Origin of the sequence: Campylobacter concisus, assembly GCF_003048375.1 — a bacterium.
In the GTDB taxonomy this organism is placed as follows: Bacteria; Campylobacterota; Campylobacteria; order Campylobacterales; family Campylobacteraceae; genus Campylobacter_A; species Campylobacter_A concisus_T.
This window is the reverse complement of sequence record NZ_CP021642.1, coordinates 1,448,941-1,463,588: the sequence shown is the minus strand read 5'-3', so window position 1 is coordinate 1,463,588 and position 14,648 is coordinate 1,448,941. Positions and strand designations below refer to the sequence as shown.

Below are 14,648 nucleotides of genomic sequence, written 5' to 3'. Positions count from 1 at the left end.
TTTTGCTCCTAGATTAAAATTTTGCCTAGATCATCTTTGATGAGTGGATAGAGCTCGCTAAGCTCAGGGCCGTGAAGGTCGTTTGTAAGCAGCGCACGTAGCGGCATGAAAAAGTTTTTGCCTTTTAAATTCGTAGCGCTCATAAGCTCTTTTTTAAACTCATCAAATGTTTCGCAAGTTTTTAAATTTAGAGCTGCTTTTTTTATAATCTCAAATTCGTTTTTGTACTCATCTGGAGCTATTTTTGGCGAATATATAGCATCTACTTTTGCCTTTATCTCAGGTACTAGTGAGCTTTCTTGAGTGTAAAATTTAACTAGCTCCACCTTGCTATCATCCACGCCAAAGATCTCTTTTATGCGCTCTTTTGAAGCAAGCTTGATGTGCTCTCTATTTATCTGCTCAAGTTTTTTCACGTCAAATCTAGCAGGTGAGCGTGAAATTTTAGTTATATCAAACCACTTTACTGCATCTTCTATCGTAAAAATTTCAGTTGGAGTTTTGTTGCCAAGAAGTATCAAATAGTTTGCGATCGCCTCAGGTAAAAATCCCTGCTCAAAGAGCCATTTGACGCTTGATTCGTTCTCGCGTTTGCTCATTTTTTTGCCCTCTATATTTAAAAGGATAGGCAAATGCGCATAGTTCATCTTGCCGGTGTAGCCAAGCCCCTCGCGTATGAGGTCTTGCTTTGGTGTGTTGCTCACGTGATCCTCGCCGCGTATGACAAAGGTCACGCCCTCAAGCATATCATCTACTGCGCATGCGAAGTTATATGTTGGCGTCTTGTCCGCTCTCATGATGACAAAGCTATCAACTGCGTCTGGCTCGAAGCTTAGCTCGCCTTTTATCGCGTCTGTAAAGCTCATCGTGCGTGTTGGTTTTTTCATGCGGATAACAAATGGTTTCTCGCAGTTTAAAACTTCAGCGTCGCTTAGCCTCTCGCATGTGCCGTCATATCTATATGCCACGCCTTGCTCTTTTGCTTTTTGTTTTTTTGCCTCAAGCTCTTCTTCGGTGCAAAAGCAGGCAAAGGCCTTTTTATCGATGAGAAGCTTTGATGCAAGCTGTCTGTGGAATTTTAAATTTTCACTTTGGATGTAAATTTGCTCTGGTTTTATGCCAAATTTGCTTAAAATTTCTAAGATATCTTTCTCTTTTCCCTCGATATTTCGCTCTTTGTCGGTATCTTCTATGCGTAAAATAAAGCCACTTTTATCTTGCAAAGAACAAATATAGTTGAAAATAGCAGCACGTAAATTTCCTATGTGCATATCTCCTGTCGGAGAGGGTGCAAAACGATACATAAGCTCATTCCTTACGTTAAATTTGAAGTTTGGATTATAACACTAGCTTGATAAATTTAAAGTTATGTAATTTTAAATTTTTAGGCTAAGCAAAGCATAGTTTTTATAAAATCCGCACGAAAATTTAACTATTTATAGGAGAAAGCAATGAGTTTTATAAGCGAATTTAAAGAATTTGCAATGCGTGGAAATGTCATAGATATGGCAGTTGGTGTTGTTATCGGTGGAGCATTTGGAAAGATTGTCTCATCACTGGTTGGTGATATTATCATGCCAGTTGTTGGTGTTGTAACAGGCGGTGTAAATTTCACTGATCTTAAGCTAACACTAAAAGAAGCAGCAGAGGGTGCGCCAGCTGTTACGATAAACTATGGTTCATTTATACAAACAATGGTTGATTTCTTAATCATTGCTTTTTGTATCTTTTGCGTCATCAAAGCTTTAAATACACTTAAAAATAAACTACCAAAAGAAGAAGAGGCAGCTCCTGCAGAGCCTGAAACTCCAGCTGATATAGCACTTCTAACTGAGATCAGAGATCTTCTTAAAAAATAATTTCTTTAATCAAAGGGAGAAAGCTCCCTTTGAAATCCGTTAAATTTTGTCCTATTTTTTATGCTAAAATGCTTTTTTATCTTAAAAGCGAGTAAAATATGATAGAACAGATCCCATTTTTCCAAGGCCTTGACGCAGAGGACCTAGCTAAACTTGAAGCAATCAGTGTTGTTAAAAAATATAAAAAAGGCGAGTTTTTATTTATAGAAGGCGAGGAGCCAAAGTGGCTTACGTTTTTGATAACTGGCTCAGTTAAGCTTTATAAAACTACGGCAAATGGCAAGGAAATTTTTATCCACCAGCTTGCACCTATGAATTTTGTAGCTGAAGTCGTAAATTTTGAAAATATCCCTTATCCAGCGAGCGCCATTTTTACTATCTCTGGCGAGGTTTTAAAGATAAATTATGAAAAATTTGAAGCACAATTTTTAACAAAGCCAGAAATTTGCATGAAATTTCTAAAATCAATGGCTCAAAAGATAAGAATAACTACAAATTTACTCCACCAAGAACTAATACTAAGCTCCGAAGAGAAGGTGGCTAGATTTATTTTAAATCACGAAGATCTATTTAATGAGCTAAAGCATACAAAAATTTCATCAATACTCAATATGACTCCAGAAACTTTTTCGAGGATTTTAAATAAATTTAAAACAAATGGTTTGGTTAAACTTGATGAGAAGAACCAAATTTTGGAAAAAGATGTAGGTGGCCTACAAGAAATTTATTCTTATTGAAAGTTAATATCAAATAAATATTTTCATTTACTTAAAGAAAAAATTTATATTTTTTTGGATAACATTCACCTAAAATTTTCGTAAAAATTTACGATATATTGATAAATTCAGGAGGAAATTTTGGCTGAAGTTAAGAAGAAATTTTTTGTTTGGTCATCTGTTGTTATCGGCATTGTGATCGGACTTATTGCGTCTATGGGTATTGCTGATGCACTTCACGCGACTGGTAGCGGCTACATCTGTACTATTTGCCACACGATGGATCCTATGAATGCTGCATATCATGAAGATGCGCACGGCGGCAATAACAAGCTTGGCATAAAAGCTGAATGTTCAGCCTGTCACCTAAATCATACAAGTGCCTATACCTATGTACTTACAAAACTTAAAGTATCGATAAATGATGGCTATAAGACATTTTTTACAGATACAGACAAGATCGACTGGCGTAAAAAACGCGAGCATGCATCTCACTTTGTCTATGATAGTGGATGTTTGACTTGCCACTCAAATTTAAAAAATGTTATTCAAGCTGGTAAATCATTCTTGCCACATAGAGATTATTTCGTTTTTGGAAATCCTAATAAAAAATCATGTGTTGATTGCCACGAGCACGTTGGTCACAAGAATTTAGGACTACAAATCGATAAATTTGAAGCAATTAAAAAACAAGAAAACAATAAAACCAAGTAAGGAGGAGAGATGTTTAAAAAGTCGCTAATGTTATTAGCCTGTCTAATGTCTTTTGGCTTTGCCGCAAACATGGATGCAAATAAATCTGACGCTTTAAACCTTAATGTTGTAAAAAACATTAAAGTTGCTCACAAAATGTCAGACTTATCAAAAAGCTGTGTTGAGTGCCACGCTGAAAAGACACCCGGCATAGTTGCCGATTGGAAAAATAGTCGCCACGCTCACGTTGGCGTAAGTTGTATGGATTGCCACTCTGTAAATGCAGATAATCCTATGGCTTCAGTTAAGGTGCATCCAAAAGATTCTAACAACCATGTTTCAATGCTAGTTAGCCCAAAAACTTGTGCTAAGTGCCACGAAAACGAAGTCGATGAACTAGTAAAGAGCGGTCACGCAAGAGCTGCTATGCAAATGTATGCTAATCCTGCAATGGTGAAACTAATGTATCACTATGAGGGAGCAGATCATCCTGACTTTAAAATGGCTCCAGATGCCACTGGTTGTACTCAATGCCACGGTACAGTTATTAAACTTGATGCTAATCACAAACCTACTAAAGAGACTTGGCCAAACTATGGTATAGGCAATGTTTATCCAGATGGTGGCGTAGGTAACTGTAAATCATGTCACAGCGCACACACATTTAGCATAGCTGAAGCTAGAAAACCAGCTGCTTGTGCATCTTGCCACCTTGGACCTGATCACCCAGATATTGAGATCTTTAACAACTCAATGCACGGACATATCTATAACAGCGAAGCTCACAAATGGAACTTTGATGCTGCTCCTGATACATGGGATGTACCAGACTTTAGAGCTCCAACTTGTGCAGCTTGCCACATGAGTGGTGTTGGTGAAACAACAACAACTCACAACGTTTCAAGAAGACTAAAATGGAACCTATGGGGCATAAGCAGTAAGCTAAGAACAGCTGGTGATGAACAAGCTGCTACTATTTACGAAAAAACTGGCAAACTAAACATAGGAACACCTCTAGCAGGTCACCCAAGTGGCGATCCTGAAAAAGCACGTGCTGAGATGAAACTAGTTTGTAAAGCTTGCCATACACCAACTCACACAGATAACTTCTTCATTATGGGTGATAAACAAGTAGAGCTTTATAACGTTTATAGCGCTGAAGCAACTAAGATGCTTGAAGAGTTGAAAGCTAAAAACCTACTACTAGAAGATGCTTGGTCAGATGAATTCCAAGATGTCTACTATCATATGTGGCACCATGAAGGTCGTCGTATGAGACAAGGCGCTCTAATGGGTGGCCCTGACTACTCACACTGGCATGGTGTATTCGAAGTTAAGAACGACATTAGAAAACTTCGCAAAATCTATAAAGAAAGAATTGAGTCTGGCAAAGTCCAGTAATTCTTTTTAAGGTGGGAATTTTCCCACCTTTTTATTTTTAAATTCCAAAATTTTATCTTTTAGCTATTATCCTAAAACAAACATTTTTTAACAACCATTTCTGTAAATTTAAATTATAAAATCATACAGCTTAGCACTGCAAATTATTCTAAATAATTAATAAAATTTATAATGTAAATTTAAAAATATAAAATATAATCTTTGTTTTCAAGGAGATATTTTGGGACTTTTTCGGATTATTATCGGGGCACTTACCTTTAGTGTTCTTACAAATTTATACTCATACAAACGTTTTATAAAAAAGGTATCGTTTTTTACACCGCATCTTAAAAAAATTCGCATATTTTTCTATATTATTAGTGTGCTTGAGTTTGTATTTGTTCTTCAATTAAGATTTTCTTTTTTAAATATAGAGCTCTATCTGATAGCAGGAACGCTCATTGGTTTTTCTCTATTTCTATTTGGTGTTAGTTTGTTTTATGATATTGTTAGATCCATTTGTTTAAAAGCTCATTTTAATCCCACAAGACGAAAATTTATTAAATTTTGCTTTGATGTGACATTTGTCATTTTTGTAGTTGCTTGCTTTTTGAAAGGAATTTTTAACGCACTTACTCCGCCAAAGATCAGACAGATTAGTATAAAAATAAAAAATTTACAAAGTGATCTAAAAATAGCCATGATAACCGATGTGCATATTGGTGAGTTTTTGCAAAAGGACTTCGTGGCTGAGCTTGTGAAAGAGATAAATTTAGCTAGACCAGACCTGGTGGTGATAGTTGGCGACTTGGTTGATATGAGAGCTGAGCTTATAGGGGATTTTTTGGATCCATTAAAAAATCTTAAAAGCACCTACGGCACCTTTTATGTCCCTGGCAATCACGAATACTATCACGGAGTTGATGAGATACTAGAAAAAATTCGCGCTCTAGGCATTAGGGTGCTTGGCAATAAAAATGAAAAAATAGCTGGCATAAATTTAGCTGGGGTCTATGATCTAGCTGGCATAAGGTTTAAAAATTTAGAGCCAAATTTAGACGAAGCGCTAGCAGGATGTGATCCATATCTACCGACCATTCTACTCTCTCATCAGCCAAAATTTATAAAAACTATGCAAAAAGATGTTGATCTAGTGCTTTGCGGTCACACGCACGCTGGGCAAATTTTCCCTTTTAGTATCCTAGTCTTGCTGGATCAAGGTTTTTTACATGGGCTTTATAAGATTAATGATAAAATGCAAGCTTATGTTAGTAGCGGTGCAGGATTTTGGGGACCTCCGGTTAGGATATTTGCTCCTAGTGAGATCGCTATTTTAAATTTAAGCAAGGACTAAAATGAACAAGGACAATCTCTTTTCTCAAATTTTTGGCAAGGTAGCAAAAATAAACTTTTTCAAGCCGCTTCAAGAGCTTATCAACTCCTTTTATGTAAAGCTATTTAAGATCGATATGAGCGAGTTTAAGCCAGCAAATGAGTATAAAAATTTAAACGAACTTTTTACCAGAGAGCTCTTGAAGCCAAGAGAATTTGATGCAGCAGATGAGATATTTATAAGTCCTGTTGATGGTACCTGCCTTAGCTTTGGTACCACAAAAGAGCTAGAAGCTTTTAGTATAAAAGGCATGAGTTATGGCTTAAAGGAGCTTTTGGGGCAGGGCGAGCTTGATGGCGAGTTTGACTTTGCTAATATCTATCTTAGCCCAAAAGACTATCATCACTATCATGCACCTTGCGATATTACGATAAAAAAAGCGGTCTATATCCCAGGTAAGCTTTACAGTGTGGCGGTAAAATGGCTTGGCAAGGTCGATAGCCTTTATACCAAAAACGAGCGTGTGGCGCTACTTTGTGAGATGAAAAATGGCAAAAAACTTTGGCTAGTTTTTGTGGGTGCGCTAAACGTTGGTAAGATGAAATTTTGCTTTGATGATCGCATCCAAACAAATGCGATGGCAAATTTTACGCAAATTTATGAGTATGAAAATTTACACATTAAAAAGGGCGAGCGTCTTGGAAATTTCGAGCTTGGCTCAACCATCGTCATACTTAGTGAAAAAGATGCGATCGAGTACAACCTCTTTGAAAACAAAGAGCTAAAATTTGCTGAAGCGATCGGTAGGATAAAAGAGTAAATTTGGTCCAAAGCTAGCCTGATGCAAAATTTACAGGCTAGTTAAATTTCTATTTTTACCTATGTTGTTTTGATAATAAATTTGATCTACTGGCAGCTTAAATAAATTCAAAAACCTGCAAATCCTTAGCCAGAATTTGATTAAAATCGCTTTGCTAAAACGCAAGCTACTTTAAATCAAAGCGGCAAATTTCCCAGCAAAAATTTAAATTTTATCTCACATAAATTTACTAAAGATACAAGCCTATAAATTTAGTTTAAATTTATAGGCTAAGCAAAAACTCAAACCTTAAATTTTATAAACTTAAAGTTATTCTTTAGTTCATTTTGGGTCGAATTTATCTCGCCAAGCTCTGATTTTACGAAGTTTGTAAGCTCTATCTTGCTCACACTTGGAGATAGGATTTTTATATACTCTTTTTGATTTTTAAGCTCTAAGTTGTTGCTAAAAAGAAGCACTCTAGCATCCAGCTTTAGCCCAGCTCTAAGCTCAGATATCGTAGCTAAAAGCTCTTTTATATCAAAGCCCTCCGCCGTTTCATCCACAAGCGCTAGCGAGCAAGGTTTTGTCTTTATCTTTATCAAAAGCTCGCTAAAGCTATTTGCGACCTCAAGCGTGTTTTGAAACTCACCAAGAGCACCAGCAAATATCTTATTTTCAAGCTTCGTGCTCTTGTAAATCACTATATTTTCATTTTTGCTAAAGTATCTATTTTCCTTGCTTGGCTTATAGTTTTTGATAAATTTAGGCAAAATTTGATTTAGATCATCTTTGCTAAAAGGCTTTCTAATCTTCTCGTCAAAAGCAGGTAGCAGCTCTCTTTCAGGGATATTTGAGGTGTTTGAGACCACAGCGACTAAATTTATCTTCTCTTCTTGTAGCGATCTTATCTCTTTTACGAAATTTGCCACGCCATTTTCAAAAAATGAAGCATCGATAAAAACCGCGTTAAACCTATTTAAAAGTAGTGCTTGCTTAAGCTCTTTATGGCTGCTAACGCCTATGACTTCGCAGTCTAAGAAGCTAAAAGCGCGCGAAAACATCTCAAGACTAAGCGGATTTTTATCGCATAGTAAAAAGAGCACTTTCTCTTCAGTCAAGCTCTCGCCCTTGTTCTTCTCCATATAGACAAGCCGCGCAACGCTAAGTGGCGTGAGCGGATCTTTTAGCAAGACCGCATTTTTTATATTTATATTTTTACTAGCACTCTGCCTTGCAAAGACGATGTCATAGTTTTTCGCTAGTGCTTGGTTGTTTGAGATAATATTTTGAAACCTAAGCCCCATATCTTCTAAAGTAGCTGCGAAAAATTCATTGTATTTTGCATTTATATCAGGCAGATATGCGATCCTTAGCTCGTGATTTAGGCTGAAATTTTGCAGTTTTTGCACCTTTTTTAGGCTAAGGATAAATTTAAACTCATTGCCAGCTCCGCCAAGCGTGCTTATATCAAGGTTTGAGTTAAAAAGCCCTAGATAAAAGCTAGCAAGTCTGAGATAAAACTCGCTCTCTTCATCGTTTATCTCGCTTTCATCTTCTGCGCTTAAAGCCTTTATCTGCTCTTCATTTATGAAAATTTGATTTGTCCTTATCTTTGTTTCGATGAGCAAAAGACCACTTTGGCTAAGGGCGTCGCTGACATTTTTTATCTCCACTATCAAGTTGGCAAATTTATCGCATTTTGTCACGATAGCTTGCATGATAGAACCAAATACAACGCTTATCTTCTCGCTATCTCCCTCTAGCTCGTCGCTAATGTTTGCGTCAAGATAGGTTAAGAAATTTAGCTTTTTCTCTTGCGTGAAAGGTATCTGCGCTTCAAGTATGTTTGAAAACAAAATTTGCGGGTTAAATGGCTTTAAATTTAGTCCAACTTCGCCATTTCTACTATCAAGCAAGCCTTTTATATTGCTGTAATTTATCGCGATTATCTGGCTATTTTTTTCTAAATTTTCAAAAACAAGCTCATTTTTTACCACGTTTTCATCTTTTTTTAGCGTAGCAACCGAGCTTAAAATTTGCTCTTTTGAGAGGTAAAATTTCTTATTTAGCCTAACTAGCAGCCTATCTTTTATCGCTGCAAAGCTTCTTTCTTGCTCATATTTTTGAAGTAGCTCTTTATATAGCGCGATGAAATTTTCTATTAAATTTTGTGGATTTCTATCGCCTCTTTTTAAAACCTCATCTCTTACAAGCCTCATTTTTTTGTTTAAATTTTCTAGAGCTTTTAGCCAGATATATGTTTTATAGCCAGCGTAAAATAGCCAAAGCGATAGAAAAAACATCAAAAATGTTAGACTAAGCACCTTTACTCTAAAGTTATCATTTAGTCTCTTTAGCTCGTCACTTAAGACATTTGCTATCTTGCTAAAGAGCTTGGCTCTATTGCTTTCAAAGGTATATATCTGTAAAATTTCATCACGTGTTAGCTCATTTTTTAGCTTTAGCTTAAGGCGGATCTCGTCATAGCCCTGAGAGATCTCTATATTATCAAGCCTATCTATATCTCTTATTATGTTGTCTTTTATGTCGCCATTTGGGAGTAAATTTGCATTTATATCGTTGTATTTAAGGCTATCTAGAGATTGTTTTAGCGAACTTTCGGTAATTTTTTCTTTACCCATAAGCACGGCCAAGATGTGCTCTTTTGTGGTATTTACGTTTTGAAGCAGCTCATAGGTTCTAAGTAAAGAGAGTATATGACGCTTGATATCAATGTCTAAAGCAACATCTCTAAATAAAATTTGCCCACTTTCAACAGCAGAATTTGCTAACTCAACAAAGCTAAGAAACGAGAGATTAGAGCTCTCCCAACTTGCATTTGCGTTTTTTAAAACTTCATTTAGCCTATCTCTTATCCTTTTATCATCTGGTGTGTTAGAAAGAGTGTTTGATAAACTTTTTACAAACAAATTCTTAGCAGCATTTGCCTCTCTTAAAGCCGCTTCATCTTGAGGTGACCTAGTTTGACTATATCTTTCGTAAGCAATTCTTTCTGAAACGATCGCATCTAAGGTTTTTCTTATCAAACTTTCTCTTTTTACCTCGCTATTTATGCCATAAGAGATCCTAAATTTATCAAAGTAGAGCGCGCCACTATAAAAGCAAGCGAAAGCTGCCAAAAATATCGGCAAAAGAACTAAAAATTTACTAACCCTCATTGCCAAGCCTTTTTGAAAATTTATTGCAAAGTGTGCTTATTTCGCTTAGTCTTTCATTTATCTGAGCGATTTTTTTAATCTTGTTTGGTCTGGTAAGTAGCGCATCGAAATTTGCCACAAGCGGAGTGATCTTTAAATTTAGCGCTGGCTCTTTTAATATCCTTATGCTCTCTTCTAAAAATTTAGTATCTCGCGCTTGCACCGCACTTTGGATAAAGATCATCTTGTCTTTGGCTTTGCTTAAAAATATACCAAGATAGGTCGCAAACTCGCTTTTGCTTAAATTTAAAAAGCTAGCTGTCTCGCTAAACCAGCTCTCGTTTAAGATCTCTTCTTCTTTATCCAAAAGCTCTTTTTCATCGACCTTTAAATTTGGCAAGCGAAGCTTTGTCTTTGCTTTCATCGCAGCTTGCTGGTTTTGGCTGTAAATTTCTGTTTGATCGAGGATTAAAAGCTCAAAATACTCTTCATTTTTTACTGAGCTGATCTTTGAAAATTTAAGCGTAGCATTTAAAATTTTGCCGTTTTTGGTCTTTAAATTTACTCTTAAATTTGGTCTTTTAGCTAGATAATCTATAAAAACTCCAGACTCTTTGTAGTCTAAAACTAGCTCGTCAATGTCTTTATGTTCGCTTAAAAACTCCCTTATATCTTTAAATTCAAGCAGACCAAGAGAGATATCTCCCATCGCTAAAATTTGACCGTTTTTGTCGTATATTATCACTTCAAATTTCCTTCTTTGAGCGTTAAAAGCTTTGCTGCTACGCTTTTGTTTGTTATTTTTGCCACTTCGTCTAAATTTGCTTCGCTGATTTTATCAAAACTTCCGTAAAAGCTGATTAATTTCGCGATACTGCCCTCAGAAACGCCAGCTTGTCTTAGCACTGATCTTTGCATATCGTTTTTCTGCCTTGTTTTTCTGTGAAAACTGATGACAAATCTATGGCTCTCATCACGCATCTTTTGGAAAAACTGCAGCTTTTTATCGCTCGTACTTAGGCTAAAGCTGCCATTTTTTGTATAAATTTTATCTTTCGCCTCGCCCTTTGCGCGGTGAGCTTTGGCGTCTATTTTTTCTTTTGAGATAGCGATCACATCGACGTTTGCCCCGCTACTTGCTAAAATCTCGCAGGCTAAATTTAAAAGTGCTTCGCCCCCGTCAATAACCCAAAGATCAGGCGGACTAAGCTTGTCAAACCTAAGCGCTCTAGCAGTGAGGCTCTCTCTCATCTGATCGTAGTCGTTTTTAGAGCTTAGATGCATGTGGCGGTAGTTTTGCTTCGCCCACTCTCCATGCTCATAGCGCACCATCGCCCCGACACTTGCCTCGCCAAAAAGGTGCGAGTTGTCGTAGGCTTCGACCACGTAAGGCGTGTGAGCTAGATTAAAATACTCTTTTATCTCGTTTAGTAGCTCGTTATCGTGTGTTTTTAGGTATTTTTCGATGCTAACTTCGGCGTTTTTGGTTGCGATCTCGCAAATTTTACGCTTATCGCCTATTTTTGGGCAAGTGATGCTAAATTTACGCCCAAATCTCTCGTTTAAAATTTCTTCAACAAGCTCGCTATCTTCAAAGTTTTCATGGACGTAAATTTTGGTGCTGATTATTGGCTGACCAGCGATAAAGCTTTTTAAAATGGCCTGCTTATAAGCCTCGTTTATCTCATCTTTTTGAGCGTTTTTAGCCTGCGTGATATCGGTTTTTACGCCTGTTATCTTGCCACTTTGCACGCTAAATCTCACTGCGCAGATCATATCATGCACACAAGCGACCGAGTAGGCCTCAAAGTCCTCAAGCTTAGCAAGATCGACCTCGACCTTTGTTTGCATATTTTTAAGCGTTTGCATCTTATCTCTAGTCGCGGCTGCTTGCTCGTAGTCTTCAGCCTTGGCGTAGTTTAGCATGAGCTCTTCAAGGCGAGCGATTAATAAATTTGGATTTTGCAAAGCGGCTGTGGCATCAGCAACTATTTTGGCGTAGCTCTCTTTTGAAATTTTGCCCTCACATGGGGCGTAGCAACGTTTTAGCTGGTGAAAAAGGCAGGCTTTTTTGCCTTTGATGCAGGACTTTTTCTGAACTAGGTTGAAATTTAGATAAAGCGCCTCAAGTAGCTCTCCTGCTCCACTAAAATATGGCCCAAAGTAACGTATATTTGAGCCTTTTACCACCTTTCTAGTGATCTCAAATCTAGGAAATTCGTCATTTAAATTTATAAAGATATAAGGGTAGGTCTTGTCGTCACGAAGCAAGATATTGTATTTTGGCTTAAGCTGTTTGATAAATGAATTTTCAAGTATGAGCGCGTCTGCTTCGCTTGGTGTGACGATGTATTCAAGATGCACGGCCTCGCTTATCATCTTTGAAATTCTTGGGCTTAGCTTTTCAGCTGGGGCTAAGCTTGGGGTAAATTTAAAGTAGCTTTTGACCCTGTTTTTTAAAATTTTGGCCTTGCCGACATATAAAAGTCTGTTTTGAGCGTCAAAATATTGATATACGCCAGGCTCGTTTGGAAGCGTTCTTATCTCGTCTATTAGCATCTTGCCTGCTCATTTTTCTTTAGCAAAATTTCTCTTAGCTCTTCAAATTTCTTATAAATTTGCTCATTTGTGGCTAAATTTTTAAACTCGCCCTTGCTGGCTGGCATGATGAAATTTGACCTTTGCGTAGGTTGAGGCGTGAAAAATTTTAGATATTTGCTCACGATAAATCTTATATTTTCTTCTTTTTTATTTTTTATATAGTTGATCTCGCTAAGAGGTTTTGGCTCGATGACGCTTGCAAAAATGCTATTTTTATTAAATTTGCAAAAGGTTTTTAATAACCCTTTTATATCATTTATACTACTATCACGTCTAAGCTCCAAAAGCCCTGAGGGATGAGTGAGAACGAAGGTTAAAATGCCTTCTCTAACGTAGCAAAAAGCTATGTAAAATCGCTTTGCTTTACCCATGAGGCGCAGAAGCTCTCGGCACTCGTCTGCCATGCTTAATTTTTCTTTATATAAAGGATTTTCGTGGATAGCATCTATCATAAATTTGGCGTCTTTCATAAGGCAATCTTATCATCTTTTATTTTAATTTTCGCTCTTTTTGCACTTAGTGGCTGCGGCTACAAGGACGATCCATTTTATGGCGATGCACCTGTAAAAGAGAAAAAAACTGACAAGATCAATAAAATTTGATCTTAAATTTGGCGTAAGATAAAAATGTAATGCAAGCTTAATAAATTTAACTAACCTAAATTTTAGGCTCATTTAAGTAAAATACGCAAATTTTTATCTTACAAGGAGAGTATATGAGGTTATTTGGACTTCTAAGTTTGTTTTTTGCTTTAGCCTTTGGTGCTGACGGAGAAGCTGCGGCTATTGACTTAACTACTACATGGGCGGGAATTTTATCGCTTATCATTTTTGTTGTTGGATACTTTTTCATAGCAGCAGAAGAGAATTTTCACATCGACAAGGCAAAACCTGCCATTTTTATCGGCACTTTTATGTTCCTACTTATCGGCGTTTATATGCTTATAAATGGCATGGATGTGCATTCGCTAGAGCACGAGGTAAATCACCTGATCTTAGAGATAGCTCAGATCGTCTTTTTCTTGATGGTGGCGATGACATTTATCGAGGCACTTGTTGAACGAGATGTATTTAACGCACTTAAATATAACCTAGTTTCAAAAGGCTACACTTATAGAAAGCTATTTTGGCTAACTGGTATTTTGGCATTTTTCATTAGCCCAGTGGCTGATAACCTAACAACAGCGCTTATCCTATCAACCGTTCTTTTAACGATAGATAGAAATAATACAAATTTCCTAGTCGCAGGTGCTATAAACATCGTCGTAGCAGCAAACGCAGGCGGAGCGTGGAGTCCATTTGGCGACATCACTACACTTATGGTTTGGGCAGCTGGCAAGTCACCATTCTTAGACTTTTTCGCACTTTTCCCAGCTTCATTTATCGGCTGGTTTGTAACTGCGTTTTTACTTTCACGCATCGTGCCAAATACTGCACCTCATTTTGACGTGGCAAATGAGCCAAAAGTGGTTATGAAAAAGGGCGGTAAAGCAGTTATCTTTATAGGTGCATTTACTATCTTTTGTGCAGTTATGATGCACCAGTTATTTCACTTGCCAGCGATGTGGGGCATGATGTTTGGCTTCTCGCTACTTAGCCTTTATACATATTATTTCAAAAAAGCTCACAAAGACGAAGAGCCTATGAATGTCTTTCACTATATGTCAAAGATCGAGAACAACACGCTATTTTTCTTCTTTGGAATTTTAGCTGCAGTTGGCGCTCTTCACTTTGCTGGATTTTTAAATTACGCTGTGTCACTTTATGATAAATTTGGCTCAACACCTGTAAATATCGGTGTTGGCTTCCTCTCAGCAGTCGTTGATAACGTCCCTGTTATGTCAGCCGTTCTAAAAGCAAATCCAGCTATGGGAGCTGATGCAGGCGAGGCTATGAGTCAGTGGTTACTAGTGACACTTACAGCTGGTATCGGCGGTTCGATGATCAGCTTTGGTTCAGCAGCTGGCGTTGGAGTAATGGGTAAATTAAAAGGAATTTATACCTTTGGTGCGCATATGAAATATGCATGGATGGTAGTTTTAGGATACATCGTATCACTCATTGTTTGGTATGTGCAGTTTGAAATTTTTCACATCTACTTTTAAAA

The 14,648-nt window shown here is 37.2% G+C and carries 13 protein-coding genes; 8 read left to right on the top strand and 5 right to left on the bottom strand.

Translation table 11 applies throughout. The features are described from left to right. Positions 1 to 8 precede the first annotated feature (8 nt). Positions 9 to 1,304, bottom strand: coding sequence for a glutamate--tRNA ligase (gene gltX / locus CCS77_RS07265; protein WP_107917001.1), 1,296 nt, complete (start codon positions 1,302 to 1,304; stop codon positions 9 to 11). 147 nt (positions 1,305 to 1,451) lie between these two features. On the opposite strand from gltX, the gene mscL reads away from it, so the two are divergent. The 6 genes from mscL to CCS77_RS07235 all read left to right on the top strand — a co-directional run bounded on the left by mscL (position 1,452) and on the right by CCS77_RS07235 (position 6,801). Beyond that, entirely contained in the window at positions 1,452 to 1,859 is a 408-nt protein-coding gene (gene mscL, locus CCS77_RS07260; RefSeq protein WP_103558576.1) for a large-conductance mechanosensitive channel protein MscL, read from the top strand. A 98-nt stretch (positions 1,860 to 1,957) separates the two neighbouring features. Next, positions 1,958 to 2,596 carry a Crp/Fnr family transcriptional regulator gene (locus CCS77_RS07255; RefSeq protein WP_107796617.1) on the top strand — a complete coding sequence of 213 codons (639 nt, stop codon included), beginning with the start codon at positions 1,958 to 1,960 and terminating at the stop codon, positions 2,594 to 2,596. A 120-nt stretch (positions 2,597 to 2,716) separates the two neighbouring features. After that, on the top strand, positions 2,717 to 3,289 hold the full coding sequence (locus CCS77_RS07250; RefSeq protein WP_107917000.1) for a cytochrome c3 family protein: 573 nt from the start codon (positions 2,717 to 2,719) through the stop codon (positions 3,287 to 3,289). Positions 3,290 to 3,298: 9 nt separating this feature from the next. After that, a complete protein-coding gene (locus CCS77_RS07245) occupies positions 3,299 to 4,669 on the top strand; it encodes a multiheme c-type cytochrome (protein WP_103607957.1) in 1,371 nt (456 codons plus the stop codon). 220 nt (positions 4,670 to 4,889) lie between these two features. Further along, positions 4,890 to 6,002 carry a metallophosphoesterase gene (locus CCS77_RS07240; RefSeq protein ID WP_107916999.1) on the top strand — a complete coding sequence of 371 codons (1,113 nt, stop codon included), beginning with the start codon at positions 4,890 to 4,892 and terminating at the stop codon, positions 6,000 to 6,002. Position 6,003: 1 nt separating this feature from the next. Further along, complete coding sequence (locus CCS77_RS07235) at positions 6,004 to 6,801, top strand: phosphatidylserine decarboxylase (RefSeq protein ID WP_107916998.1); 798 nt, start codon at positions 6,004 to 6,006, stop codon at positions 6,799 to 6,801. Positions 6,802 to 7,082: 281 nt separating this feature from the next. On the opposite strand, the gene CCS77_RS07230 is transcribed toward CCS77_RS07235, so the two are convergent. The 4 genes from CCS77_RS07230 to CCS77_RS07215 are packed head-to-tail and all read right to left on the bottom strand — an operon-like array spanning position 7,083 to position 12,946. After that, complete coding sequence (locus CCS77_RS07230) at positions 7,083 to 9,962, bottom strand: histidine kinase (protein WP_107916997.1); 2,880 nt, start codon at positions 9,960 to 9,962, stop codon at positions 7,083 to 7,085. Beyond that, positions 9,952 to 10,686, bottom strand: a complete 735-nt coding sequence (locus CCS77_RS07225; RefSeq protein WP_103611362.1) for a hypothetical protein — start codon at positions 10,684 to 10,686, stop codon at positions 9,952 to 9,954. The genes CCS77_RS07230 and CCS77_RS07225 overlap by 11 nt, the downstream gene beginning before the upstream one ends. Then, positions 10,683 to 12,500, bottom strand: a complete 1,818-nt coding sequence (gene uvrC / locus CCS77_RS07220; RefSeq protein WP_107916996.1) for an excinuclease ABC subunit UvrC — start codon at positions 12,498 to 12,500, stop codon at positions 10,683 to 10,685. Before uvrC ends, CCS77_RS07225 begins: the two co-directional genes overlap by 4 nt. Continuing rightward, a complete protein-coding gene (locus CCS77_RS07215; RefSeq protein WP_107917310.1) occupies positions 12,494 to 12,946 on the bottom strand; it encodes a hypothetical protein in 453 nt (150 codons plus the stop codon). Before CCS77_RS07215 ends, uvrC begins: the two co-directional genes overlap by 7 nt. A gap of 30 nt (positions 12,947 to 12,976) precedes the next feature. Here CCS77_RS07215 and CCS77_RS10515 point away from each other — a divergent pair, with 30 nt between their 5' ends. Next, positions 12,977 to 13,144 (top strand): LptM family lipoprotein, encoded by a 168-nt coding sequence (locus CCS77_RS10515; protein WP_012001408.1) that lies wholly within the window; start codon positions 12,977 to 12,979, stop codon positions 13,142 to 13,144. Positions 13,145 to 13,257: 113 nt separating this feature from the next. Continuing rightward, a complete protein-coding gene (nhaD, locus tag CCS77_RS07210; protein ID WP_107916995.1) occupies positions 13,258 to 14,646 on the top strand; it encodes a sodium:proton antiporter NhaD in 1,389 nt (462 codons plus the stop codon). Positions 14,647 to 14,648: the final 2 nt, after the last annotated feature.

Coding starts and splice junctions, on each gene's coding strand:
- gltX (WP_107917001.1), bottom strand. CDS start 1,304: ATGTATCGTTTTGCACCCTCTCCGACAGGAGATATGCACATAGGAAAT.
- mscL (WP_103558576.1), top strand. CDS start 1,452: ATGAGTTTTATAAGCGAATTTAAAGAATTTGCAATGCGTGGAAATGTC.
- CCS77_RS07255 (WP_107796617.1), top strand. CDS start 1,958: ATGATAGAACAGATCCCATTTTTCCAAGGCCTTGACGCAGAGGACCTA.
- CCS77_RS07245 (WP_103607957.1), top strand. CDS start 3,299: ATGTTTAAAAAGTCGCTAATGTTATTAGCCTGTCTAATGTCTTTTGGC.
- CCS77_RS07235 (WP_107916998.1), top strand. CDS start 6,004: ATGAACAAGGACAATCTCTTTTCTCAAATTTTTGGCAAGGTAGCAAAA.
- CCS77_RS07230 (WP_107916997.1), bottom strand. CDS start 9,962: ATGAGGGTTAGTAAATTTTTAGTTCTTTTGCCGATATTTTTGGCAGCT.
- uvrC (WP_107916996.1), bottom strand. CDS start 12,500: ATGCTAATAGACGAGATAAGAACGCTTCCAAACGAGCCTGGCGTATAT.
- CCS77_RS07215 (WP_107917310.1), bottom strand. CDS start 12,946: ATGGCAGACGAGTGCCGAGAGCTTCTGCGCCTCATGGGTAAAGCAAAG.
- nhaD (WP_107916995.1), top strand. CDS start 13,258: ATGAGGTTATTTGGACTTCTAAGTTTGTTTTTTGCTTTAGCCTTTGGT.